A 25,605-nucleotide genomic window follows, 5' to 3' on the forward strand; every position below is an offset into this window, starting at 1 on the left:
ATAAAAAATGGTTATTCTTAGTGCTTAACCGCATTTTTTACGTCTTCAGCTTTTTGTGCTGCTTTGTCAGCAGCATCATTAGCAGCATCTTTTACATCGTTACCAGCTTCTTTAGCGGCGTCCATTGTATCTTCACCAGCTTTCTTAGCGGCATCCATACCTTCTTGACCAGCTTCTTTTACTGTATTGGCAGCATCTTCTGCAGCATCCATTGCATTTTCGCTTGCTTCTTTAGCAGCATCCATTGCGCCTTCGCCAGCTTCTTCTAAATCTTTACCAGCTTCTTTTAATTCTTCACCTGCATTTTCTAATGCAGCTCCTGCTTCTTCTGTTGCAGATTTTGCTTTATCGGCTGCATCTCTACAAGAAACAGACAAACTAAGTGCTAAAATTGCTAATGATCCTAAAATTACTTTTTTCATTTGTGTAAACTTAAATGGTTATTTGTTCGTGGTAATATACGTAGAAATTTAACATTTGGATGTTTATAAGGTCGATAAAATCATTAATACATGGTTTATAGGTATTTCAGTAAGGTCAAGACGCTCCTTTTTAATCAAAATTTTATAATTTTGCAGCCTTTTAAACCCAGTACCATAAGCATTTCATATGAAGTTCACAGAATATCAAGGATTGAATTTACCAAAGGTCGCAGAAGAAATACTTGACTACTGGTCAAAGAATGCCATTTTCGATAAAAGTATATCTACTCGCGAGGGTAAAGATAGTTATGTGTTTTATGAGGGTCCGCCATCTGCAAACGGTATGCCTGGTATTCATCACGTAATGGCAAGGACCATTAAAGATATCTTTCCACGATATAAAACCATGAAGGGTTTTCAGGTAAAACGTAAAGCTGGTTGGGATACTCATGGTCTTCCTATTGAATTAGGGGTTGAAAAAGAATTAGGCATTACAAAAGAGGATATCGGAGTTAAAATTTCAGTTGAAGAATATAATGCTGCTTGCAAAAAAGCGGTAATGAGGTATACCGATGTCTGGAATTCTATGACCGAACAAGTTGGGTATTGGGTAGATATGGAAGATCCATATATCACATACAAATCCAAATACATGGAGACGGTATGGTGGTTGCTAAAACAGATCTATTCCAAAGATTTAATTTATAAAGGTTATACCATACAACCATATTCCCCAAAAGCTGGTACCGGATTAAGTTCTCATGAGCTAAATCAACCAGGGACTTATCAAGATGTTACAGATACTACGGTAACCGCTCAGTTTAAAGCAGTAGAAGAAACATTGCCGGATTTCTTGCAGAACGAAGGTACCGTTTACTTTTTAGCTTGGACGACCACTCCTTGGACATTACCTTCTAACACGGCGTTGACTGTTGGTCCTAAAATAGATTATGTTTTAGTTGAATCTTATAATCAGTATACTTTTGAGCCAATGAATGTAGTTCTTGCCAAGAATTTGGTAGGGAAACAATTTTCAGGGAAGTTCACAGAGGTGTCAGGAAAGTCAGAGTTGTTAGAATATAAGTCTGGCGATAAAAAAATTCCTTTCTATGTTGTAAAAGAATTTAAAGGAAAAGATTTATTAGGTATTAGGTATGAGCAGTTAATGGATTATGTATTGCCTTATGAAAATGCAGAAAACGCTTTTAGAATAATTGCAGGTGATTTTGTAACTACAGAAGATGGTACGGGTATTGTTCATACCGCGCCAACTTTTGGTGCAGATGATGCTTTTGTTGCCAAGCAGGCAGTTCCAGAAATTCCGCCAATGTTAGTGTTGGATGAAAATGCAAATTTGGTTCCTTTGGTTGATTTGCAAGGAAAGTTCAGACCAGAGTTGAAAGAATTGGGAGGAAAGTATGTTAAGAATGAATACTATGATGATGGTGAAGCTCCAGAACGTTCTATAGATGTTGAGATTGCCATTAAATTAAAACAAGAGAATAAAGCTTTTAAGGTAGAGAAGTATGTGCACAGTTACCCTAACTGTTGGCGTACAGATAAACCAATATTATATTATCCATTAGATTCTTGGTTCATTAAAGTGACAGATGTAAAGGATAAAATGTTTGAATTGAACCAAACCATAAACTGGAAACCAAAAGCAACTGGTGAAGGTAGATTTGGTAATTGGTTGGCAAACGCTAATGATTGGAACCTTTCTAGATCGCGTTATTGGGGTATTCCATTACCAATTTGGAGAACAGAAGACGGTAAAGAAGAAATTATCATTGGTTCTGTAGCCGAGCTAAAGTCAGAAATGGCTAAGGCAGTTGAAGCTGGGGTGTTGGAAAAAGATATTTATGCAGACTTCATTGTTGATGATATGTCTGATGAGAACTATGATAAAATAGATCTACATAAAAATATTGTGGATCAAATTACTTTAGTTTCCGAATCAGGAAAACCAATGAAACGTGAGAGTGACCTTATCGATGTTTGGTTCGATAGTGGTTCTATGCCTTACGCTCAATGGCATTACCCGTTTGAAAATAAAGAACTTATAGATGAGGGAAAAACATTTCCTGCGGATTTCATAGCGGAAGGTGTTGATCAAACACGTGGTTGGTTCTATACCTTGCATGCAATTGCAACTATGGTCTTTGATTCTGTTGCATATAAAAATGTAGTTTCTAATGGACTGGTTTTAGATAAGGACGGTAAGAAAATGTCTAAACGTTTAGGCAATGCCGTTGATCCTTTTGAAACGATGAACGAGCATGGGGCCGATGCAACTAGGTGGTATATGATCAGCAATGCCAACCCTTGGGATAACTTAAAATTTGATACTGAAGGTATAGTAGAGGTGAAACGTAAGTTCTTTGGTACCTTATATAATACATATTCATTTTTTGGATTGTATGCGAACTTAGATGAGTTTACGTATGCTGAAGCAGATGTGCCAATGGCAGAACGTACAGAGATTGACCGTTGGATTCTTTCTGAGCTCAACTCATTGATTAGAACAGTTGATATGGCTTATGATGAATATGAGCCAACACGAGCTGCAAGGGCAATATCAGAATTCGTTCAAGAGAACCTGAGTAACTGGTATGTACGTTTGTGTAGAAGACGTTTTTGGAAAGGAGAATACGCTACAGATAAAATTGCGGCTTACCAAACTCTTTATACCTGTTTAGATGTAGTAGCTAAACTTTCTGCACCCATTGCACCGTTTTTTATGGACCGTTTATATTTAGATTTAAATAAAGCAACCGTAAAAAAAGGTTTTGAAAGTGTGCATTTAGCAGATTTTCCTGTGGCAGATGAGTCCTTGATCGATGAAAGCTTGGAAGTGAAGATGCATAAAGCACAGGTAATATCATCTTTGGTGTTATCTATACGTCAGAAAGAGAAGATAAAAGTGCGTCAACCATTGCAGAAAATTATGATTCCTGTGCTTGATAACAAGGATAGGGAAGAAATTGAAGCGGTTTCAGAATTAATAAAATCTGAAGTTAACGTTAAGGAAATTCAATTGTTAGACGACGCTTCTGGAATATTGGTAAAACGTATTAAGCCTAATTTCAAGACTTTAGGTCCGAAATTCGGTAAAGAAATGAAGCAAATTGCTCAAATTGTCAATGGTTTTGATCAGAATGATATCCAAAAAATTGAGCAGGATGGCGAATTAACAATCCAATTAGAAAATAAAAGTATTACTTTACAGTTACAGGATGTAGAAATCTCTTCTCAAGATATTGAAGGTTGGATGGTTGCAACCTCTGGTAAATTAACAGTTGCTCTAGATGTAACTATTAATGAGGAGTTGAGAAATGAAGGAGTTGCAAGAGAGTTGGTGAACAGAATTCAAAATATTAGAAAAGATTCTGGTTTTGAAGTAACCGATAAAATTGCAATTGAAATATTGAAAGATGGCTTTGTTGAAGTTGCTGTAGAAAATAATGTAGATTATATTAAAGCAGAAACGTTAACGGCTAAATTAAATTTTGTACAAGAATTGGACAAAGGTGTAGAAATCGCTTTTGACGAGGTGAACACTAAATTGTTTATTGAAAAACATTAAAAGATGGCAGAAGATTTAAAAGTGAGGTATTCTGACAAAGATTTGGCAGAATTCAAAGTATTGATCGAAGAAAAGATAGAAAAGGCGAAAAGCCATTTAGAACTCTTGAAAAGTGCTTACATGAACGATGGCAATAATGGTACCGATGATACGTCGCCTACCTTTAAAGCTTTTGAAGAAGGTTCTGAGACCATGAGCAAAGAAGCGAATACACAGTTGGCTATAAGGCAAGAGAAGTTTATTCGAGACCTTAAAAATGCCATGATGCGTATAGAAAATAAAACTTTTGGCATATGTCGTGTAACTGGTAAGCTGATCAATAAAGAAAGATTGAAACTTGTGCCTCATGCTACATTGAGTATTGAAGCTAAGAATATGCAATCATAATTTAAACGCCTTTAGGGGCGTTTTTTAATATCAGTTCTTTGGTAAGAGTTTCCCTATTGTGTTTTATGCTTTTGCTTTCTTTTGGTCTTAGTGCGCAAAAGAAAATGTACAAAAATATACTTGCCGATCACATTAGTTTAATTCAGTTAAATGCGACTAACTGCTTTAGTGTAGAGGTGTATACTGCAAAAGATAATGAAATCAGTGTTGAAGCCCAGATGGAAGGGGAGTATAGCCAAGATTTGGATTTAGAAGTTTCAACCAATGGGGCTACGCTTTATGTAGATACGGGTTTTGCCCCTAGTTTTAAAAATCCTAACGATAAATTAAATGCACATAAAGTAGTTTCTATATTGTTAAAACTAACAGTGCCTTCGTTTAAGAATTTAGAAGTCTATGGCACCAATACCAGAATAGTATTGGAAGGGGAATATAATGACGTACTAGTGTCTTTGGCTGACGGCACCTGTGTACTTAACAATGTTATGGGCAATACTAATGTAAAAACACAAAGTGGTAATATTAAAGTCTATTCTAATGGTGCTATTATTGATGCCGTTAGCAAATATGGTGCGGTTTCTAAAAATCCAATACCGACAGGTAATTCATCTTTTAAACTACAAACCGTTACCGGAAATATTGATCTCTCTAAAACCGAATAATATTTATATTTTTGCGCTCATTGATTAAAGCCCATGAACATTAAAAAGTCTGTACTGTTTATTCTATTGATATTGATTATTGATCAATGGAGTAAGATTTATATAAAAACCCATTTTGTTTTAGGAGAGTCGGTTGAAGTATTTAGCTGGTTTAAAATTCTATTTATTGAAAACGAAGGTGCTGCCTGGGGTGCAAAATTGAGTGATGTATTACCAATTTCAGATAACGTAGGTAAGTTAGTGCTGACCATTTTTAGATTGTTCGCCATTTTCGGAATAGGGTATTGGCTATTTGATGTCATAAAGAAGAAAGCATCAAATACTTTAATTTGGGCAGTTTCTCTAATTTTTGCAGGAGCATTGGGTAATATTTTAGACTCGGTTTTTTACGGGGCTATTTTCAATGAAAGTTATAATGAAGTAGCCACTTTGTTTTCAGATGAGCCTTATGGCAAATTATTTTACGGCAAAGTGGTAGATATGTTATATTTTCCAATGGTAGATTCCACTTGGCCAACTTGGATGCCTATGGTTGGTGGTCAAAATTTTAGATTCTTTGAACCTGTTTTTAATATTGCCGATACCGCGATAAGCACAGGTGTAGGTATATTATTGGTTTTTAATAAAAGAGCTTTTAATAAGGAAGAAGAAACGATGACTGAAGAGAAAGAAATTTTCAACGATCAAGAAGTTGTAAAAGAATAAATTTTATTGGGCGTAACACAGTAATCTAAAGGAATATCCGTAGGGTTGATATCCTCTATTTTCTGTTCGGCTTCAAAGAAAGATAGACCAATTTTTATAACATCATTCTTACATTCACTTAAAAAACGGTCATAGTATCCTTTTCCGTATCCTATTCTATTTCCTAGCTCGTCAAAAGCTAAAAGAGGTATGAAAACAACATCCAGTTTTTTAGGTTCAATAGTAATACCATCAACAGGTTCGGGTATGTTTAATTTATTTGTGGTGAATTTCGTGTTGTCGGTTAGAAGATAATGCTCTAATAAGGTGTTAGAAATAATTTTGGGTACAATGACATTCTTGTCTAAACCTAAGAGTATGGAAATAATGCCTTCCGTATCTATTTCAGACTTTTTTTCAATAGGTAAAAAAATATGAAAGTATAGATGATGCCAAATAGGCAATTGCAAAATAGAATTCGCAATTGCAATACTTTTTGAAGATAATTGAGAGGGTGTTAGGGAACTTCGTAGTGTTGAATATTTTATACGTAAATCTTTCTTCAACATATTGAAGTGATTTTTACATATGTATATTTCAATCTATTCTTTACCTGCAACAGCAAAAAATACTTTGAAAAATAACATTAAAATAAGGTAGGTTCCTAATGTAATGATATAACTGTCCATAATCTTAAAATTTGTAAATGAGCTAATAATTGTTGTTGTTGTGTTAAAAATAGGTAAAATAATTAATAAATCATCTTTGAAATGCACTTTTTTCACGTTGAAATGCACTTTTTTATAAAAAAATTAACTATTTAATTCATATAACGAAACGCAACACCAATTAATTGCCTGAAAATCAAAGTTTTAAATATAAACATATTTTTTGATATTATAGATAACCTAATTTAGGTATTATAATATTATATATATGAAAATATAAGGGTAGTTAAAATATTAAATCGATAATCGCTTACAAAAGGATTTCGCATGAATAAAATACTTTTGTAGTATCATTTAAAATGGGTTTAATATACTAATTTAGTGGTAATAAGTTATGACAGAAATTCCTATAAAAATACAGTTAAGTGCATTGCCTACTAGCCCTGGAGTTTACCAATTCTATGACAGCAATGACGGTATATTATATGTAGGTAAAGCGAAAAATTTAAAAAAACGGGTTTCATCATATTTCAACAAAAACCATGAATATGGTAAAACGCGTGTTTTAGTTAAAAAAATTCGTTCTATAAAACACATTGTAGTACCAACAGAGTCTGATGCGCTATTGTTAGAGAACAATTTGATTAAGGAATTACGACCTCGGTATAATGTTTTGTTGAAAGATGATAAGTCTTACCCTTGGTTATGTCTTAAAAATGAAAGGTTTCCAAGATTGTTTCCAACTAGAAGAGTAATCAAAGACGGGTCTGAGTACTTTGGTCCTTACACCAGTATGAAAACGGTGCGGGTACTGTTAGATTTGATCAAGAGTGTTTATCCGTTAAGAACCTGTAATTATGACTTATCTGCAGAGAAAATTAATGCAGGAAAATATAAAGTATGCTTAGAGTACCATTTGGGTAATTGCAAGGGACCATGTGAGGGGTATCAATCTATAACGGATTATGACAGGCAAATAGATGATATACGTGAAATTGTAAAAGGTAACTTTAAGTCTTCAATAACTTATTTCAAAAGTCAGATGAAAGCATTGGCAGAAGAAATGAAGTTTGAAGAAGCACAAGAAATCAAGGACAAGATAGATGTTCTAGAGAATTATCAGGTAAAATCAACTATTGTAAACCCTAAAATTAGTAATGTTGATGTATTCAGTATAATATCGGATAATGCTTTTGCCTATGTGAATTTTCTTCAGTTGTCACATGGATCAATAATAAGATCTCACACAATGGAGATTAAGAAAAAGCTTGAAGAGAAAGATGAAGATCTTCTAGAGCTGGCGATAGTTGAAATAAGAGATCGATTTAAATCGGATTCTAAAGAGCTTTATGTACCTTTTGATATTGCCGTTTCGCCTGGCTTGAAAGTTACGGTACCGAAATTGGGCGATAAAAAACGAATTTTAGACTTGTCTGAACGTAATGCAAAATTCTTTAGGCAAGAACGTTTTAATCAAATTAAGATTATTGACCCTGATCGCCATACGAATAGGATAATGGCGCAAATGAAAAAAGACATTCGCTTATCTGCTGAACCTAGGCATATAGAATGTTTTGATAACAGTAATATTCAGGGTAGTAATCCTGTAGCGGCATGTGTAGTGTTTAGGGACGGTAAGCCATCTAAAAAAGAGTATAGACATTATAATATAAAGACGGTTACGGGTCCAGATGATTTTGCGTCAATGGAAGAAGTGGTGTACCGTAGGTATAAAAGACTGCAAGAAGAACTACAGCCTTTACCACAGTTAATTGTTATTGATGGTGGTAAAGGTCAATTATCGTCAGCTTTAAAAAGTTTAGATCTTTTAGGGTTGAGAGGTAAAATCGCCATTGTGGGAATAGCTAAGAGGTTAGAGGAAATATACTTTCCGGAAGATCCTATACCATTATACTTAGATAAGAAATCTGAAAGTCTGAAAATTATTCAATATTTACGAAACGAGGCCCATAGATTTGGTATTACATTTCATAGAAACAAAAGAAGTAAAGGGGCAATTAATTCTGAATTAGAAGGTATTGAAGGCGTCGGTGAAAAAACCGCACAGCAATTATTAAAGAAATTTAAATCGGTAAAACGCATTAAAGAAGCTAGCATAGAAGGCCTAACTGAAGAGGTTGGGGCTTCAAAGGCAAAAAAGATATATGAATCTTTTCGTAAAAAATAATTTGAATAGAATATTGTTAGTGTTGTCGGTACTTCTTTTAAGTGCCTGGTCTATGGCTGCTCAAAATTTTAAGGAGAAGAAAAAACCTAAAATTGGCTTGGTACTTAGTGGTGGGGGTGCAAAAGGAATGGCCCATATCGGTGCGTTAAAAATTATTGAAGAAGCTGGTGTTGAAATAGATTATATTGGCGGTTCTAGTATGGGGGCCATTATTGGGGCAATGTATGCCGCGGGCTATAACGCGAGCGAATTAGACTCTATTTTTAAGGTAACTAATGTTGGTTCGTTAATTCAAGATAATTTACCTAGAAGTGCCAAAACCTTTTATGAAAAAGAAGATTCTGAAAGATATGCATTGACCCTGCCTTTCAAGAATTTTAAGGTAACAGTGCCTCCTGCAATCTCTGGAGGTCAAAATATATATAATGAATTTGTGAGATTATTATATCATGTAAAAGATATAGATGATTTTAATGAGTTGCCTACGCCATTTGTTTGTATTGCAACTGATATTGAAACGGGTGAACAAGTAGTTTTAAACAAAGGTTATTTGCCCGAAGCAATTTTGGCTAGCGGAACTTTGCCCTCTCTTTTTGAACCAACTGTCATAAACGATAAGGTGTTAATAGACGGTGGGGTGGTCAATAATTATCCTATTGATGAAGTAAGGGCCATGGGTGCCGATATTATTATAGGCGTAGATGTTCAACATGATTTGGCTGATCGCGATGCGCTATTATCGGCTACGGAAATTTTGTTACAAATCAATAATTATAGAACCGTTGCGGATATGGAAGTAAAGTCGACCAAAACGGATATTTATATTAAACCAAATATAGAAGAATACTCGGTTATTGACTTTAATAGGCTGAATGAGATTGTAAAAACTGGTGAAGATGCGGCAAAATTAAAAATTGATGAATTAAAAAAGCTTTCTACCAACTATAGTAAGAATACAAATTCAATTTCTGTAGTAAACCCAAACAAACAGTTAACGATCAATAGATTGTTAATAGATGGTGATACCGATCACACTAGGGGTTATGTCAAAGGAAAATTAAGGTTTAGTCTAGACGAGCCTACGAATTTTAAAAAATTACAACAGGGTATTAGTAATTTATCGGCAACAGGTAATTTTAGAACTATCAAGTATAAGTTATTGGATAATATAAACGGGGGCGAAGATTTGATTCTTCCGTTAGATGAGACTAAAAACACATCGTTTTTGCGATTAGGTGCCCATTTCGATGATTTATATAAGAGTGCTGCCCTTATAAACATTACAAAGAAGAGAATATTATCAAAAGACGATGTAGCCTCTTTTGATTTTATTTTAGGTGATAATCTTAGGTATAATTTTGAGTACTATGTAGATAAAGGGTCGTATTGGAGCTTTGGGGTCAACTCTAGATTTAGTGATTTTAATCAAGAAATAGATTTTGATTTGATAGAGGGTAATTTTGAAGTGGGTACAGAAACAACACTAAATAGAATTAGTTTAAATGTGTCTGATTTTACAAATCAGATCTATCTACAGACCGTAGTAAAAGAAGAGTTTGCATTTACTCTTGGTGCAGAGTTTAAGCATTTACAATACAGTACTAGAACATTTGGCGACACTCCAAATATAACTACGCCCGGTACAACATCTAGTAATGGTAGAACCTATTTCGAAAGAAGTAATTTCATAAGTGCATTTGGTTCATTGAAATTAGATACTTATGATGATAAGTATTTTCCGTCTAGGGGCTTGTATTTTGATGGTGATATGCATTATTATGTGTTGTCTTCAGATTTTAATAACAACTTTAAAGACTTCTCTATTTCTAAAGCCCGTATGGGTATGGCAATGCCTATAGTTAATAATCTGTCTATAAATATAGAAACAGAAGGCGGTTTTAAATTGGGTACATCTGGTGTTACCAGTTTTGATTTTTTATTAGGAGGCTACGGTACAGATTTCATTAACAACTTTGTGCCTTTTGTAGGGTATGACTTTATTAGTTTACCGGGTAACAGTTTTGTTAAGGCATACGCAAGGCTAGATTATGAATTTGCTCAAAATAACCATGTGTTGTTCAGTGCAAATTATGCGAATGTTGATGACGATCTTTTTAGAACAGGAGACTGGTTTAAGGCACCATCGTATTCTGGTTATGGTATTGGGTATGGCTTAGAGTCATTTTTGGGTCCTATTAATCTAATGTACTCTTGGACACCTGAAAGGGATAAATCTCAATTTTTTGTTAGTATAGGTTATTGGTTCTAATCATACCTACTATAATTAATAGGTTAAGTGATCATAATCACGCTAAAGTTCTTAATAGTTTCCCAATTACATATGCTAATTGTGAATAACTGTTAAGGTTATCCTTAAAGTAAGTTAAACAGTGTTGCGGGTAGAATTATGTACCTTAAATTTACATCAGCTAAGGGGTGGTTCCCTTACAACTTTAAGTAGTGGTTTTTCATAATTTAAAGTTTGGTTGGTTATTTAGGAAAAGCCCAGTTTTTAAGCTGGGCTTTTTTTATACCACAATACTTTGGAATAAATTTTGTTTAAGTTATTGTAATCAAAGCTGTAGAGAGTTAACTATTGCTATTTTTACATTAAACTACGGACTATGAAAAAATTAATTTTACTCGCCCTTATCTTAACATATTTTGGTGTCCAAGGTCAAGCTCCTAAAACTGCTTTTAAAACAGGGGAATGGTTGAAATTTAGAATGCATTACGGATTTTTAAATGCAAGTTATGCGACCCTGCAGGTTAATTCTGCCACAATAGATGATAAATCTGTCTATCATGTGGTAGGGCATGGGGAAACAACTGGTGTAGCTAGTTGGTTTTTCAAAGTAGACGATACTTATGAAAGTTATTTTGACAAGCAAGATGGTAAACCATATAGGTTTGTTCGTAAAATTAATGAAGGTGGTTATAAGAAAGATGTAGAGATAAACTTTGATCATAATGCGTCTAATGCAGAACTTAATGATAAGAAAAACAAGAAAAAGCTTAATTTTACATTAGAGAACAATATACAGGATCTAATATCCGCTTTTTATTTTTTAAGGAATAACTATAAAACAGAAGACCTTGAGGTAGGAAAAGCGATTACCCTGAAAATGCTTTATGACGATGATGGTATTTTTAACTTTAAGCTTAAGTATTTAGGTTTAGAGGTTTTGAATACAAAATATGGTAAAGTAGAATGCTTAAAATTTAGGCCCTTGGTACAATCTGGGCGTGTATTTAAAGAGCAAGAAAGTTTATCATTATGGGTTTCGAACGATGACAATCGAATTCCTATAAGAATTAAAGCAGATTTAGCTGTAGGTGCTATAAAAGCAGATATTGATGGGTATAATGGTCTTAAGCATCAGTTTAAAATTATAATGGACTAGACCCTAAATGGAAGATAAAGAGAAGATCAAATCCCAAATCTCTAAGCTAGAAGAAAAATACAAAGATTCAGGGCAAGATCTAAGCTCTTATTTAGATGGTTTATTGCACCAACGTTATCTTACCTATTGGGATTATATTCATCTGGATACATTATTAAGTCTACAAGTTCCGAGAACACATTTCCCAGATGAAGAGATTTTCATCATGTATCATCAAATTACCGAGCTGTACTTTAAGCTAATTTTGCATGAGCAAAAACAATTGGTAGATGATAAAAGCGACAACTTAGATTTTTTTATAGAAAAAGTCAGAAGGGTCAACAGTTATTATAAAGTTCTGATATCTTCATTCAGTGTAATGATAAAGGGTATGGAGCGTGAGCAGTTTTTACAGTATCGTATGGCATTGTTGCCTGCAAGTGGCTTTCAATCTGCACAATTTAGAATGATCGAATTATATGCTACGCCTTTAGAAAATTTGGTTCATATTTCAGAAAGAGCTCAATTTTCATCAGAATCTACTATAGAAGAATTGTACGAACATATCTATTGGAAAAAAGGCGCTACAGATAAAGATACGGGCGAAAAAACCTTGACTTTAAAACAGTTTGAGTATAGGTATACGCCTAGGCTAATAAGAATAGCAAAACAGGTAGAGAATTCCACAATATATCATAAATACTTAAGTTTGCCCAAAGAGCAGAGAGAAGATAAAGCCTTAGTGGAAGGGTTAAAGACTTTAGATGTAAACGCCAATATAAATTGGCAGTTAATGCACATGGGGTCGGCTCATAGATATTTAAGAAAAGACACTGGTGATATTGATGCAACGGGTGGTACCAATTGGAAAGAGTATTTGCCGCCTAGTTTTCAAAAAATCGTTTTTTTTCCAGAATTATATACAGAACAAGAATTAAACAATTGGGGCAAACAATGGGTAGACCATATGTTGAATCCAGATAAATCAAGAGTAGAATAATGCAGAAGTATTGGGGGGTATTATTGGCATTAACAGTAATTGCATCATGCAAAGACGCCGATAATGAGAAGAAAGATATAGCTCAAAACTTAAAGGTCGTAGAAGTACCGGAAATCAATGAAAGATTTGGTTTTAATTTAGATGAATTCCATGTTAAATTAGATACTATCAGGTACGGCGATAGCTTTGGTGAGTTAATGCAAGATAATAAAGTAGAATACCCAAAAGTACTAACGGTTTCAGAAAAATTTAAAGATACTTTTGATGTGCGTAGAATTCGTGTAGGTAAGCCTTACGCTATTTTACAATCTAAAGATACAAGTGCACAAGCTCAGGTATTTATTTATGAGAACGATCCAATAAACTATACGGTAATAGATTTACGAGATAGTGTAAAAGTCTATAAAGAAAAGAACAAAGTTAAGTTTGTTCAAAGAGAAGTTTCCGGGGTCATAGAATCTAGTTTGTCAGAAGCCATATTAGAGCAAGGTGTAGATTATAATGTTACGCACAACCTTGCAAATGTTTATGCATGGACAATAGATTTTTCAAGATTACAAAAGAACGATAAATTCAAGATCATCTATAATGAGAGATTTATTAACGATACGGTGTATGCCGGTGCAGAGCCTATTGAAGCTGCGTTTTTTGAACATAACGGCAAACCTATTTATGCTTTTGCTTATGAAAACGATTCGTTAAAAAGTTTGGTCGATTATTTCGATGAAAATGCAAATAACCTAAGGAGAACTTTTTTAAGAATGCCGGTAGCGTACGGTAGGCTATCATCTAGATATAATCTTAAACGAAGAATAAAGTACTACGGTTATAAATTACGCCCACATAAGGGTACGGATTATGCGGCACCTATAGGAACGCCAATTATGGCCACTGCAGATGGTACAGTGGTAGAATCTACAAGAAGAGGTGGTAACGGTAAATATGTAAAGATTAGACATAACGGTACATATTCTACTCAATATCTTCATATGAAAGCACAAAAAGTAAAAAAGGGAGAATTTGTACGTCAAGGAGATGTTATAGGTTGGATTGGTATGACGGGAAATACTGGAGGACCACATGTATGTTACCGTTTCTGGAAAAATGGAAGACAAGTGGACCCCTTAAAAGAAGAATTACCACAAGCAGAACCGTTGCATGATTCGCTAAAAGAAGAATATTTCGTATATATTTCAACATATAAAGAACAGTTAGATTGTATGATTTATCCAAAAGTCTTAATTGATGAAGAAGACGAGGATTTAATAACACTTAATTAATAAAATGGCACTAAATAAAATAAACCCACAGCAAACCGATATTTGGAATAAGTTAACGGCACATTATGAAGAAACTAAGGGCGAGCATTTAAGAAGCTTGTTTTCTTCGGATGCAAAAAGGGCTGAAAAGTTTACGCTACAGTGGAATGATTTCTTATTTGATTATTCAAAGAACAGAATTTCTGAAGAGACCATGCAAATGTTGTTCAAGTTAGCGGATGAGGTGAATTTAAAAGGCGCTATCAAAGATTATTTTGGTGGAGATTTAATTAACGAAACAGAAGGTAGAGCAGTACTGCATACTGCACTACGAGCTAAGAAAGATGATGTAGTTTTGGTTGATGGCGAAAACGTAATGCCAGAAATCTATGAAGTAAAAGAGCATATAAAAGAATTTACGGATTCAGTAATTAACGGAGATTTAAAAGGATATACGGGTAAAGCCTTTACAGATGTAGTAAATATAGGTATTGGGGGTTCAGATTTAGGTCCGGCAATGGTTACCGAAGCTTTAAAATTTTATAAAAATCATTTATCTATTCATTTTGTTAGTAATGTAGATGGTGATCATGTTCATGAAGTATTAAAGACATTAGATCCTGAGACAACGCTATTCGTGGTAGTTTCTAAAACCTTTACAACTCAAGAAACATTGAGTAATGCCACTACTATTAAGAAGTGGTTTCTAAAACATGGAACACAAGAAGACATTGCAAAACACTTTGCCGCAGTATCAACTAACAGCGAAAAAATAGCCGAGTTCGGTATTGATGCTGCAAACGTATTCCCAATGTGGGATTGGGTAGGTGGTAGATTCTCATTATGGAGCGCGGTAGGTTTAACTATTGCCTTGGCTGTTGGTTATGAAAATTTCGATGCTTTGTTGGAAGGAGCCAATGAAACCGACGTACACTTTAAAGAAACTGATTTTTCAGAGAACATACCTGTAATAATGGCTTTGGTTAGTGTTTGGTACAATAATTTTTATGGTGCAGAAACAGAAGCCATTATCCCTTATGCACAGTATTTAAGTAGATTCTCTGCTTATTTACAGCAAGGTATAATGGAGAGTAATGGTAAAAGCGTAGATAGGTCTGGCAATACAGTTGGTTATGAAACAGGTACAATTATTTGGGGAGAGCCGGGTACCAATTCTCAACACGCCTTTTTTCAATTGATACATCAAGGTACTAAGTTAATACCTACCGATTTTATTGGTTTTAAACATTCCTTGCATGGCGATAAAAATCATCATGATAAGTTGATGGCAAATTTTTTTGCCCAGACCGAGGCTTTAATGAATGGTAAAACCAAAGAAGAAGTTGTTAAAGAATTAAAAGAAAAAGATTTATCTGAAGCTGAAATTAATAAGCTTGCTCCATTTAAGGTTTTTGCAGGAAATAAGCCTACAAACACAATTTTAATTGATAAGCTAACGCCAAAAAGCCTTGGCTCTTTGATTGCATTGTACGAGCACAAAATATTCGTACAAGGTATAGTTTGGAACATCTTTAGTTATGATCAATGGGGTGTAGAACTTGGTAAACAGTTGGCAGGCACTATTCTTGACGATATCAAAAATTCAGATATTTCTGATCACGATAGTTCTACATTACGACTTTTGCAATATTTTAAGAATTAACTTTAGATTCGGTAAAGATTATGTAAAAGGGATAACTATTTCATTTTCAAGTAAATTATTGAAAGTTTTTGGGTAATTTTATAGTGCGTTATTTAACGTTCTCTTAACGTTGGAGGTCTAAAAATAAAGGACTTTTGCAGCATGTTAAAAACTAACAAATACTCGAAGAAAATGAAAAAAATGTATTTTGCATTAGCGGCATTTCTAATGACCGTTACTGCTTTTTCGCAAGGATCAATTACTGGTACAGTATTAGATGGCGACTCAAACACTCCGTTGCCAGGTGCTACAGTAATGGTAAAAGGAACAACAAATGGAACATCAACTGATTTTGATGGAAATTTTACGATTAACACAAATGCTGAATCTGGAACTTTAGTAGTTTCTTACATCGGTTTTAATTCTAAACAAGTTGCTTTTACTTCAACTGGTAGTGTAGGTTCTATTGTATTGGAGCCAAATGCTGAAGAATTAGAAGGTGTTGTTGTAGTTGGTGTTCAAGATATCGCAAAAGATCGTAAGACTCCGGTTGCGGTTTCTACGATTAAGGCGGAAGAAATTCAATTAAAATTGGGTTCTCAAGAATTTCCGGAATTATTAAATACTACGCCATCAATTTATGCTACTAAGTCTGGTGGTGGTTTTGGTGATGCTCGTGTTAATATTCGTGGTTTTGATACTAACAACTCTGCAGTTATGATAAACGGTGTACCGGTTAACGATATGGAGAACGGTCAGGTTTATTGGAGTAACTGGGCAGGTTTAAGTGATGTAACTTCTGCGATTCAGGTTCAAAGAGGTTTAGGTTCTTCAAAATTAGCAGTGTCATCTGTAGGGGGTACAATTAATGTTGTAACAAAAACTTCATTAAATGCACAAGGAGGTGCTATAGGAGCAACTGTTGGTAACGATGGTTACGTTAAAACGTTGGCATCATACTCATCTGGTCTATTGGACAATGGCTTTTCTGCATCTATGTTAATAAGCAGAACTGGTGGTAATATGTATGCTGATGGTACTAAATTCGAAGGTTATAACTACTTTATGGGATTGGGCTATACAAAAGGCGATCATAGTTTTGAATTTATGGTTACTGGCGCCCCTCAATGGCACCATCAAAGAAGCAGGGCTACATCTATAGAAAATCAGATTTTATACGGTGAAGGTGATGGTGAACCAAATAGAAGGTACAATGAAGATTGGGGATATAAAAATGGTGAAGAATATAGTTTTCGTCGTAATTTTTATCAAAAACCTGTTATCAGTTTAAATTGGGATTGGAATTTAAGTGAGAAAACTACTTTACAAACATCAACTTACGCCTCTTTTGGTCGCGGTGGTGGAACTGGAGAGATTGGTGAAATAAATGGAAGTAGACAATTTGCGTTACCTAGAACTGCTGATGGTTTAATTAGAGTAGATGATATTGTAGCTTATAACAGTGGTCAATTGGTGTCAGATTTTAGTGCTACTCCAAGAGAACAGATCAATGGTCAATATGTCAACAATAGTGATCAAAATGATAATGAAAATAATACTAATGGTATTTCTAGAAGAGCTTCTGTGAACTCTCACAACTGGTACGGAGTCTTAGCTAATTTTAATAATCGAATTTCAGATGATTTGACAATCGATTTTGGTGTTGATCTTAGAAAATACACTGGTTACCATTATAGAAGGGTAAATGACCGTTTAGGTGGAGACGTTTATCAAGAAACAGATAATAGAAATGATCCTAATCTATTATTTTCTGAAACCTACAATGCAAATCAACCTTGGTGGGTATTTGGGAACATTGATGATGAGGAAAAAATCGATTACTATAATAAAGGTTTCGTAAACTGGGTAGGTGTTTTTGGTCAAGTTGAATACAATTTTACTGAAGATATAACTGGGTTTATTCAAGGTGCATTATCTAACCAAGGTTTCGCTAGGGAAGAATTCTTTAACGAAGTACCAGTGGAAAAAACTGATTTTGAAAATATTCTTGGGGGTAATGTAAAAGGTGGAGTAAACTGGAATGTGGATGCTAATAATAATTTCTTTGCTAATGCAGGTTACTATTCAAAACAACCACTGTTTGATGCTGTTTATATCAATTTTGGAAATAATTTGAATCCTAATTTAACGAATGAAAAAATAACTGGGTTTGAATTGGGATATGGTTATAGAAGCTCAAAATTTAGAGCAAATGTAAACCTTTACTATACTAGTTGGAAGGATAGATTTGAGTCAACAGGAGCAACTTTTAATTTTGGTGAGCCAGATGAGATTCGTGGTACAGCTAATATATTAGGTATAACTCAGGTTCATACAGGTATCGAGTTCGATGGTAGATTTCAAGCAAATGATAAATTTGGATTAACAGGTATGATGTCTATTGGTAACTGGGAATATAAAGATGATGTAACCGCTACTTATTTTGATAATGATCAGGCACCTATTATTATCGATGGAGTAGAACAAGTTGAAACATTAGCTTTAGATGGTGTTAAAGTTGGTGATGCAGCGCAGTTTACTGCTTTCTTAGGCGCAGATTATAATGTTGTCAATAATTTAAGTATTGATTTTGGATACAGATTTGCGGGTAATTTATACGCTCAGTTTGATGCCACTGATGTTGGTCCTGATGGTGCCTTAAAGTTGCCTTCATTCGGTCTTGCTGATGCAGGCGCAACTTATAACATACCTTTTGATGATAAAAAATTGAGTTTCAGAGTTAATGTTAATAACCTTTTTGATACAACTTACATAGCAGAATCTGATACTAATATTTTTGCACAACCAGGTGATGATACTTATGACGGTATTAGTACAAGCAACCGTGTATTCTTTGGTTTTGGAACAACTTGGAATGTAAGTGCTAGATTAAACTTCTAAAAAGTCTTTACAATTAAAATTAAACCCTGACCACACACGGTCAGGGTTTTTTTATGCTTAAAATTTATTACTTTTAAAACCTAAAATCACAACTATGTACGAAACTATTCACATGCTACATTCATACTTGGCCTATATAGCATTGGCAGTATTGATATTAGCCGTTATTAATGCTATTTCAGGGCTTGTAGGTAAGCGAATCTTTAATATGGGAAAAGACCTTAGACTAAGTCTATTTGCTCTTATTTTATGTCATATTCAATTATTGGTAGGGCTAATATTGTATTTTGTTTCACCTAGTGGATTAAGTGCAATACAAGAATTTGGTATGGGTGGTTTAACTTCTGCTGCACGTTTATTGGCAGTTGAACATCCTTTTATTAATATATTGGCAATTGTATCAATTACTATTGGCTGGTCTAGACATAAGAAATTTGTTGAAGGTGCTAAAAAATTTAAGAGCATTGCCATTTTCTACAGTATTGGTTTACTTCTTATTTTAAGTAGAATTCCTTGGGGACAGTGGTTTAACTAAGATTGAAATATTTAAAAGTATTACAAAGACCCTAATATTAATATAATAGGGTCTTTTTTTATTCGTTAACCTTTTTAATTAGATGCAGGTATACGGGAAAATGGTCGCTATACCCGCCAATATAACTTCCGCCGGCATAGGTCCGTAATGGATAACCTTTGTATTTCCCTTTTGGGTCCATTAAATATTCTGGAGAGAATATGCCAACCTGCCAGTAACTGTAACTTTCTCTTTGATTATCTACAAGGCTTGAGGTCATGTAAAGTTGGTCGAACAAATTCCATTTATCACGATAGGCTAAAGAACCTCTTCCTTTTTTATAAAGCTTTTCCATTGGTCCGTAAAGACTTAATGAGTCCAAGTTCTTAATGTTTTTTTCAACTTGTAGTATTTTTTTAAAACTAGGGTCTATTGGGTCATCGTTAAAATCTCCCATGCTTATGATCTTGGCATTTACATTTTGTCTTTGAACGGAATCTATAATACGTTTATTTAGTTTGGCTGCTGCTAATCTAAAAGGTCTGCTTCTAGCCTCTCCACCACTTCTAGAAGGCCAATGGTTTACCATAAAGTATATCTTTTCATTATCTAATAATCCTTCTACAATAAGTTGGTCTCTTGTGTAATCTCTTTTTCCTTCTAGGTTAAAAAGTAGCAATCTATGGCTATTGAAATTAACAGGGACGAATGCACTTTTTTTATAGAGAAGTGCCACGTCTATACCGCGTTCATCAGGAGATTCAAAATGTACAATACCGTAATTGAACTTTGCTAAATTCTTATGGTGTACTAAATCTTCAAGAACACCTAAATTTTCTACCTCGCAAACCCCTACAATATCTGGTGCTGTTTTATTATCATTAGAGCCGATTTCAGAAATCACCTGCGACATGTTTTCTAGTTTGTTAAGATAGCGCTCTTCTGTCCACTTATCTTTTCCTTCAGGAGTTCTATCATCATCAAAAATCAAAGTATCATTTTTAGTATCAAATAGATTCTCTAGATTATAGAAAGCAATGGTTCTAATTTGATATACATCAGCATCTTGGGCACATGTAAGTAATGACGAAAGAAAGCAGATAAGAAGTAGAAATCGCATTGTTGAGAGTATTTTACCTTAATTATAAGCGAGTATACGGAAAATTCACGTTAATTATTTCTCAAGTGTTATCTTAATAGCTCATTAGTAGGTCTTTAAGTTATAAAATGATTAAGCATACCCTGTTTTTATTACTATTTGTTAAAATATGTTTTTTACATGCTCAAAGTACCACGACAATTTCGGGGGTAATAAAAGAAAGGGTTAAAGGTGAAGTAATTGCAAATGCAGAAGTAATCTTAGAAGGAGATTTTACACCGATAACTACTAATGAATTTGGAGAATTTAAATTAATTACTTCCAATAAAGGAGAATTTATACTTCAAATTTCTACTCCTGATTTTAATATTAAAAGAATACCCGTATTTCTTGATGATCATACTATTGACCTAGGCGTCATTTTTTTGGGAAGAGATATGACTGTAGAAAAGTCTATTAATCTCATTAATATTACCGATGACGAGTTATTAGATGATGAAATAAATTCTAACGCGCTCGCTTTATTACAGTCAACCAGAGATATTTTCTTGAACAGGGCAGCTTTTGATTTTGGTCAGGCATTTTTTCGGGTAAGAGGATATGATTCGCAGTATGGCGAAGTACACTTGAACGGATTGCCAATGAATAAAATGTATGATGGCAGACCACAGTGGAATAATTGGGGAGGGCTAAATGATGTAATTAGAAATCAACAATATGCCAATGGTTTAGAAGCATCAGATTTTACTTTTGGAGGAATTTTAGGAAACACAAATATAGATTTGCGACCCTCTGGGTTAAGACCAGGCACTCGATTATCTTCATCTTTATCAAACAGAACATATAGTGGCAGACTGATGGCTACATACAATTCCGGAGTGAAGAATGAGAAATACGCCTATATTGTTTCGGCATCTAGACGCTGGGCAAAAGAGGGGTATATGAATGGTACTTTGTATGATTCGTATTCTATATATTGTTCATTGGAGTATCTTTTAAATGAAAAGAATACAATTTCTGCCACGGCAATTGTAGCCTCTAATAGAAGAGGTCGGTCATCTGCCATTACAGAAGAAGTACAAGAAATTCAAGGAAATAGATATAACCCATATGCCGGTATACAGAACGGAAAAATCAGAAATTCTAGAGAGCGACATATTCGTGAACCGCTATTTCTTTTAAATTATCATCATGAATCTAAAAATCTACAAATTAATGCGGGTTTGGGCTATCAAACCGGTGTGTATAAGAGAAGTCGTTTAGGGTATTATAATGCTCCAAATCCTGATCCTACATACTACCGTTATTTGCCGAGTTTTTATTTGAATTCGCCTATAGGAGCCAATTTTGAAAGTGCTATTCAAGCGGAAGAAGGCTTTATAGAAAACCCTCAATTAGATTGGGAAAATATATACAAGGCAAATACTAGTATAAGTCAAAACGGAGAAGCGGCTTACGTACTGTACGATGATACCACAAAAGATAATCAGATTACTGCAAGGGCTACTGCAAATATAAATATTGATAGTCATTTAAGACTGGATATGGGTGTAACTCACAGGCAGTTAAATTCTAAAAACTATGCTCAAATTAACGATTTGTTAGGGGCGGAGTTTCATCGTGATATAGATACTTTTTCAGAAACTTTAAATGATGTTTCAACTGAAGCGAATAAACTAGACGGAGAAATCTTTAATTATAATTATGATTTAAACGGAAGTAATAGCGATGTCTTTACTCAGTTAAATGCCCACTATAATAAAGTTAAGGCATTTGTTGCCGGTAAGTATACTTTAGTTGATTATCAAAGAGAAGGTTTATTCAAAAATGAACGATTTATAGGCAACTCAATAGGTAAGAGCGAACAGGTCAAATTTTCAAATTGGTCATTAAAATCAGGCGCATCTTATACAATAACAGGTAGGCATTGGGTTTCTGTCAATGCCGCGATTATAAATAAAGCGCCTGTGTTACAAAATGTATTTATAAACCCTAGGGAGAACAATACTGTAGTCCCCAATTTACAAAGCGAAACCATTACTAGTGTAGATGCTAACTACTTTCTTAGAATGCCAAAATTAACGGGCAGATTTACAGGGTTTTATACTCGGTTTCAAAATACCACCGATGTCAATTTCTTTTTCGTTGATTCGGGTGTTGGGTCAGATTTCGTACAAGAAGTACTCACTGATTTAGATAAATTACATATGGGTGTTGAACTTGGTTTAGAATACCAAGTATCTAGTGCTGTTAAATTATCATTAGTTGGCTCTGTTGCAAAACATGAATATGCAAGTAACCCATTTGTGACAATTAATTTTGATACAGCAGGTGCAGCCGAAGATTTAATTGACATTTCCGGTTCTAAGTTTTTAGGGCAATCTGCAGTTAAAGGGTATAAGTTAGCACAAGGTCCGCAGAAAGCAATTGCGGTAGGTATAGAATATAGAGATCCAAAATATTGGTGGGTAAGTGCTTCGGCAAATTACTTGGGTAATAATTATGCCAATATTTCTACGATAACCAGAACCCAGAGTTTTTTAATTGATCCAGAAACCAAACTAAGGTTCCCTGATGCAACAGATGAAAATGTCCAAAAACTACTAAAGCAAAAACCACTGGATAATTTTTATTTATTGAATATGGTGGGCGGTAAGTCGTGGCTTAAGAAAGGGAAGTACATAAGTGTTTTTGCAAGCGTTAATAATCTTTTTGATACCACTTTTAGAACGGGTGGTTACGAGCAGAGTAGAAATGGAAATTATGGTCAGCTAAAGCAAGATAATTTTAGTGGTAATCCGTCTTTTGCGCCTAAGTATTGGTATGGTTTCGGTAGAACCTATTTTTTAAATTTTGCCTTTAGTTTTTAAAAATGAAGTAATCTATATGAATTTTAAGAGTAACAAATACTTTCTGATTATTATTGTTGTCATGCTTTTCTCATGTGTGAAGAATAGGGAGTTTGATGTACCAGAACTAGTATGTTCAGATTCAGATTTTACCTTTATAGCTATATCAGAATTAAAGAATATGTATAATGGTGATACTTTTCAAATTCAGGAAGACTTGGTTATAAAAGGCTACGTAATATCTTCAGACAAAGAAGGTAACTTTTTTAATACGATATATTTTCAAGATGAGTCTAGTAACCCATCGGGTGGAATGCAAATAGAGTTAGAATTAAGGGATTCTCATTTGTTCTTTGACGTAGGTCAGCAAATTCTCATAAAACTAAAGGGATTGTATTTAGGTAAATCTAATGATACATATAAAATTGGCGGTGTGTTTACCTCTTTCGGGAATCGTAGTGTCGGTAGGTTGCCTAAAAATGTTGTTTTTGACCATGTTTTGGTTTCTTGTGAACCAAATAATGGCATAGAGCCTACTTTAATTGTTATTTCAGGATTAAACGATGCTATGTTAAATACTCTAGTAGTAATAAACAGCGTGGAAATTAAGCAAGAAGAACTAGAGAAGACTTTTGCTGTTAAAGAAGAGGAAACACTACGTACCCTTGTAGATTGTATGGATAATGAATTGGTTATGCTAAACAGTGGTTATGCAGATTTTCAATCAGAAAGTTTACCAGACAAAATGGGAACCGCTACAGGGTTGTTGACTAAAGATAATAATCAATATCAGCTAATCATCCGTGGCGTAAATGACCTCGAATTTGAACAAGAACGGTGTGAAGATTTTATAGATGAATTTACTTCACCGTCAATTTTTATATCTGAGATTGCCGACCCAGATAATAACGCTGGGGCAAGGTTTGTAGAGCTTTATAACGCATCAGAAGAAAGCTTATCTTTAAATGGTTGGAGTTTGGAACGTTACACTAATGATAACACTGCCATTAGTTCAAGCATAGACTTGTCTGAATATGAAATATCTGGCAGAGGTTTCTTAATAATTTCTCCTAATTCAGAAGAGTTTAAAAATGTATATGGCTTTGATGCTGATGTTGCAGTAGGCACAAATTCACCTGCAGATTCTAATGGAGATGATAATCTTGTTTTAGTAGATCCCTTTGGTTCTGTTGTGGATATTTTTGGAATAATTGGTGAAGATGGTAGCAATACCAACCACGAATTTGAGGATGGAAGGGCTGTTAGAAAAATAGAAGTAAATACCAACAATGCTATTTTTAATTCAGCGGAATGGTTGATTTACAATGATACTGGTGCAGATGGTACGATTAATGAGCCGCAAAATGCTCCGTTAGATTTTAGTCCGGGTGTTAGATGAAATTATGTTATGTCTTTTGAATCGATAATTTTTTGAACGGTGCTTTCGGTCAAAGGTTTTACGATATAATCTTTAACTAATTTGTAATCTTTGGCTTTCTCCATGTATTTAGGGCTAATGAAAGAACTTGTAATATAAATTTTAATGTGCCCTATTTTGTTTTCGGGTAGCTCTTCAAATTCCTCTAAAAAAGACCAGCCATCTCTATTTGGCATATTTAGGTCTAAAAATATAACGTCTGGTAGTTTTATGTTTTCAACTAATAAACCAATTAAACCGTCAAGAGCTTCTTGGCCACCCGAGTAATATAAAATATTATCACTGAAGTTATGATGCTTTAAAATACTCTTACTGCTAACCGAAAAGAATTCGTCGTCATCAATAATACAACAACTAGAAAATGTACTCATTTTGTTTATTTCAAAAATATCTTGATTAAATATTGGTCCTTCAATCAATTATAATTGACTAAGTTATATAAATAATTGATTAAAGTTAACTTGTAAAAAGTAAGTTATGCTCATTTTATCAATATCTATATTTTTTTGTGTAGTACAGCTTTAACTTTACGCGGTTAATATTTTACCTAGATCATCTGGTGTAACTGGTTTTAATATATAAGTGTCTACTTGTTCATAATTTTTAACTTGTTCTAAATCTCTAGGGTCTACCGACGAACTTATGATATAGATGACAATCTTTTTTGATCTTGGACTTTTACAATTTTTAAATTCATCTAGAAATTCCCATCCGTTTAAAATAGGCATATTCAGATCCAAAAATATGACATCTGGTAGCGGTTCTTTTGCTATACAGGTATTCATGAGTCCGTCAAGAGCTTCTTGACCGTTATTATAAACAATAATAGATTTTGCAAAATCTACCTCTTTTATAATCCTCTTGGTACCATATACAAATATGGGGTCATCATCAATAATGCAGCAGATTTCAATTTTCTTCAT

At 34.2% G+C, this 25,605-nt stretch carries 19 protein-coding genes; 14 read left to right on the forward strand and 5 right to left on the reverse strand.

The features are described 5' to 3' along the window. Window positions 1–17: 17 nt before the first annotated feature. Entirely contained in the window at window positions 18–422 is a 405-nt protein-coding gene (locus SJY30_RS15395; RefSeq protein ID WP_396633015.1) for a hypothetical protein, read from the reverse strand. Between the two features lie 187 nt (window positions 423–609). Here SJY30_RS15395 and ileS point away from each other — a divergent pair, with 187 nt between their 5' ends. The 4 genes from ileS (at window position 610) to SJY30_RS15415 (ending at window position 5,762) form a co-directional block, all read left to right on the forward strand. Further along, the gene (gene ileS, locus SJY30_RS15400) at window positions 610–4,008 is read left to right on the forward strand and encodes an isoleucine--tRNA ligase (RefSeq protein WP_396633016.1); all 3,399 of its coding nucleotides are present in this window, start codon (window positions 610–612) and stop codon (window positions 4,006–4,008) included. Window positions 4,009–4,011: 3 nt separating this feature from the next. Next, entirely contained in the window at window positions 4,012–4,395 is a 384-nt protein-coding gene (locus SJY30_RS15405) for a TraR/DksA family transcriptional regulator (protein WP_396633017.1), read from the forward strand. 104 nt (window positions 4,396–4,499) lie between these two features. Then, complete coding sequence (locus SJY30_RS15410; protein ID WP_396633018.1) at window positions 4,500–5,057, forward strand: hypothetical protein; 558 nt, start codon at window positions 4,500–4,502, stop codon at window positions 5,055–5,057. 33 nt (window positions 5,058–5,090) lie between these two features. After that, a complete protein-coding gene (locus tag SJY30_RS15415; RefSeq protein ID WP_396633019.1) occupies window positions 5,091–5,762 on the forward strand; it encodes a lipoprotein signal peptidase in 672 nt (223 codons plus the stop codon). On the opposite strand, the gene SJY30_RS15420 is transcribed toward SJY30_RS15415, so the two are convergent. Continuing rightward, window positions 5,741–6,310, reverse strand: a complete 570-nt coding sequence (locus SJY30_RS15420) for a 5-formyltetrahydrofolate cyclo-ligase (protein ID WP_396633020.1) — start codon at window positions 6,308–6,310, stop codon at window positions 5,741–5,743. The two genes, SJY30_RS15415 and SJY30_RS15420, sit on opposite strands and share 22 nt — an antisense overlap. Window positions 6,311–6,803: 493 nt before the next feature. Here SJY30_RS15420 and uvrC point away from each other — a divergent pair, with 493 nt between their 5' ends. From uvrC to SJY30_RS15460, 8 genes are all read left to right on the forward strand, one after another. Continuing rightward, on the forward strand, window positions 6,804–8,597 hold the full coding sequence (gene uvrC / locus SJY30_RS15425) for an excinuclease ABC subunit UvrC (protein ID WP_396633021.1): 1,794 nt from the start codon (window positions 6,804–6,806) through the stop codon (window positions 8,595–8,597). After that, window positions 8,575–10,866, forward strand: a complete 2,292-nt coding sequence (locus tag SJY30_RS15430; protein ID WP_396633022.1) for a patatin-like phospholipase family protein — start codon at window positions 8,575–8,577, stop codon at window positions 10,864–10,866. Before uvrC ends, SJY30_RS15430 begins: the two co-directional genes overlap by 23 nt. Before the next feature lie 355 nt (window positions 10,867–11,221). Further along, on the forward strand, window positions 11,222–12,001 hold the full coding sequence (locus SJY30_RS15435; protein WP_396633023.1) for a DUF3108 domain-containing protein: 780 nt from the start codon (window positions 11,222–11,224) through the stop codon (window positions 11,999–12,001). Between the two features lie 7 nt (window positions 12,002–12,008). Continuing rightward, a complete protein-coding gene (locus SJY30_RS15440; RefSeq protein WP_396633024.1) occupies window positions 12,009–12,980 on the forward strand; it encodes a tryptophan 2,3-dioxygenase family protein in 972 nt (323 codons plus the stop codon). After that, window positions 12,980–14,260, forward strand: coding sequence for a peptidoglycan DD-metalloendopeptidase family protein (locus tag SJY30_RS15445; RefSeq protein ID WP_396633025.1), 1,281 nt, complete (start codon window positions 12,980–12,982; stop codon window positions 14,258–14,260). The genes SJY30_RS15440 and SJY30_RS15445 overlap by 1 nt, the downstream gene beginning before the upstream one ends. A gap of 4 nt (window positions 14,261–14,264) precedes the next feature. Continuing rightward, window positions 14,265–15,902 (forward strand): glucose-6-phosphate isomerase, encoded by a 1,638-nt coding sequence (pgi, locus tag SJY30_RS15450; protein ID WP_396633026.1) that lies wholly within the window; start codon window positions 14,265–14,267, stop codon window positions 15,900–15,902. Between the two features lie 171 nt (window positions 15,903–16,073). Beyond that, window positions 16,074–18,782: a TonB-dependent receptor domain-containing protein gene (locus SJY30_RS15455; RefSeq protein WP_396633027.1), complete on the forward strand. Its 2,709-nt coding sequence runs from the start codon at window positions 16,074–16,076 to the stop codon at window positions 18,780–18,782. Between the two features lie 94 nt (window positions 18,783–18,876). Beyond that, the gene (locus SJY30_RS15460; protein ID WP_396633028.1) at window positions 18,877–19,317 is read left to right on the forward strand and encodes a hypothetical protein; all 441 of its coding nucleotides are present in this window, start codon (window positions 18,877–18,879) and stop codon (window positions 19,315–19,317) included. A 58-nt stretch (window positions 19,318–19,375) separates the two neighbouring features. Here the strand turns inward: SJY30_RS15460 and SJY30_RS15465 are convergent, their stop codons facing one another. Then, a complete protein-coding gene (locus SJY30_RS15465; RefSeq protein ID WP_396633029.1) occupies window positions 19,376–20,416 on the reverse strand; it encodes an endonuclease/exonuclease/phosphatase family protein in 1,041 nt (346 codons plus the stop codon). Window positions 20,417–20,523: 107 nt separating this feature from the next. On the opposite strand from SJY30_RS15465, the gene SJY30_RS15470 reads away from it, so the two are divergent. Continuing rightward, entirely contained in the window at window positions 20,524–23,265 is a 2,742-nt protein-coding gene (locus SJY30_RS15470) for a TonB-dependent receptor (protein ID WP_396633030.1), read from the forward strand. 16 nt (window positions 23,266–23,281) lie between these two features. After that, on the forward strand, window positions 23,282–24,643 hold the full coding sequence (locus tag SJY30_RS15475) for a DUF5689 domain-containing protein (RefSeq protein WP_396633031.1): 1,362 nt from the start codon (window positions 23,282–23,284) through the stop codon (window positions 24,641–24,643). 2 nt (window positions 24,644–24,645) lie between these two features. Here SJY30_RS15475 and SJY30_RS15480 read toward each other — a convergent pair whose 3' ends face one another. Both SJY30_RS15480 and SJY30_RS15485 read right to left on the reverse strand, forming a co-directional pair. Further along, a complete protein-coding gene (locus tag SJY30_RS15480) occupies window positions 24,646–25,053 on the reverse strand; it encodes a response regulator (protein ID WP_396633032.1) in 408 nt (135 codons plus the stop codon). A gap of 156 nt (window positions 25,054–25,209) precedes the next feature. Then, window positions 25,210–25,605, reverse strand: a complete 396-nt coding sequence (locus SJY30_RS15485) for a response regulator (protein WP_396633033.1) — start codon at window positions 25,603–25,605, stop codon at window positions 25,210–25,212.

It is taken from the genome of Maribacter sp. R86514 (genome assembly GCF_044597005.1).
Taxonomy (GTDB): Bacteria; Bacteroidota; Bacteroidia; order Flavobacteriales; family Flavobacteriaceae; genus Maribacter.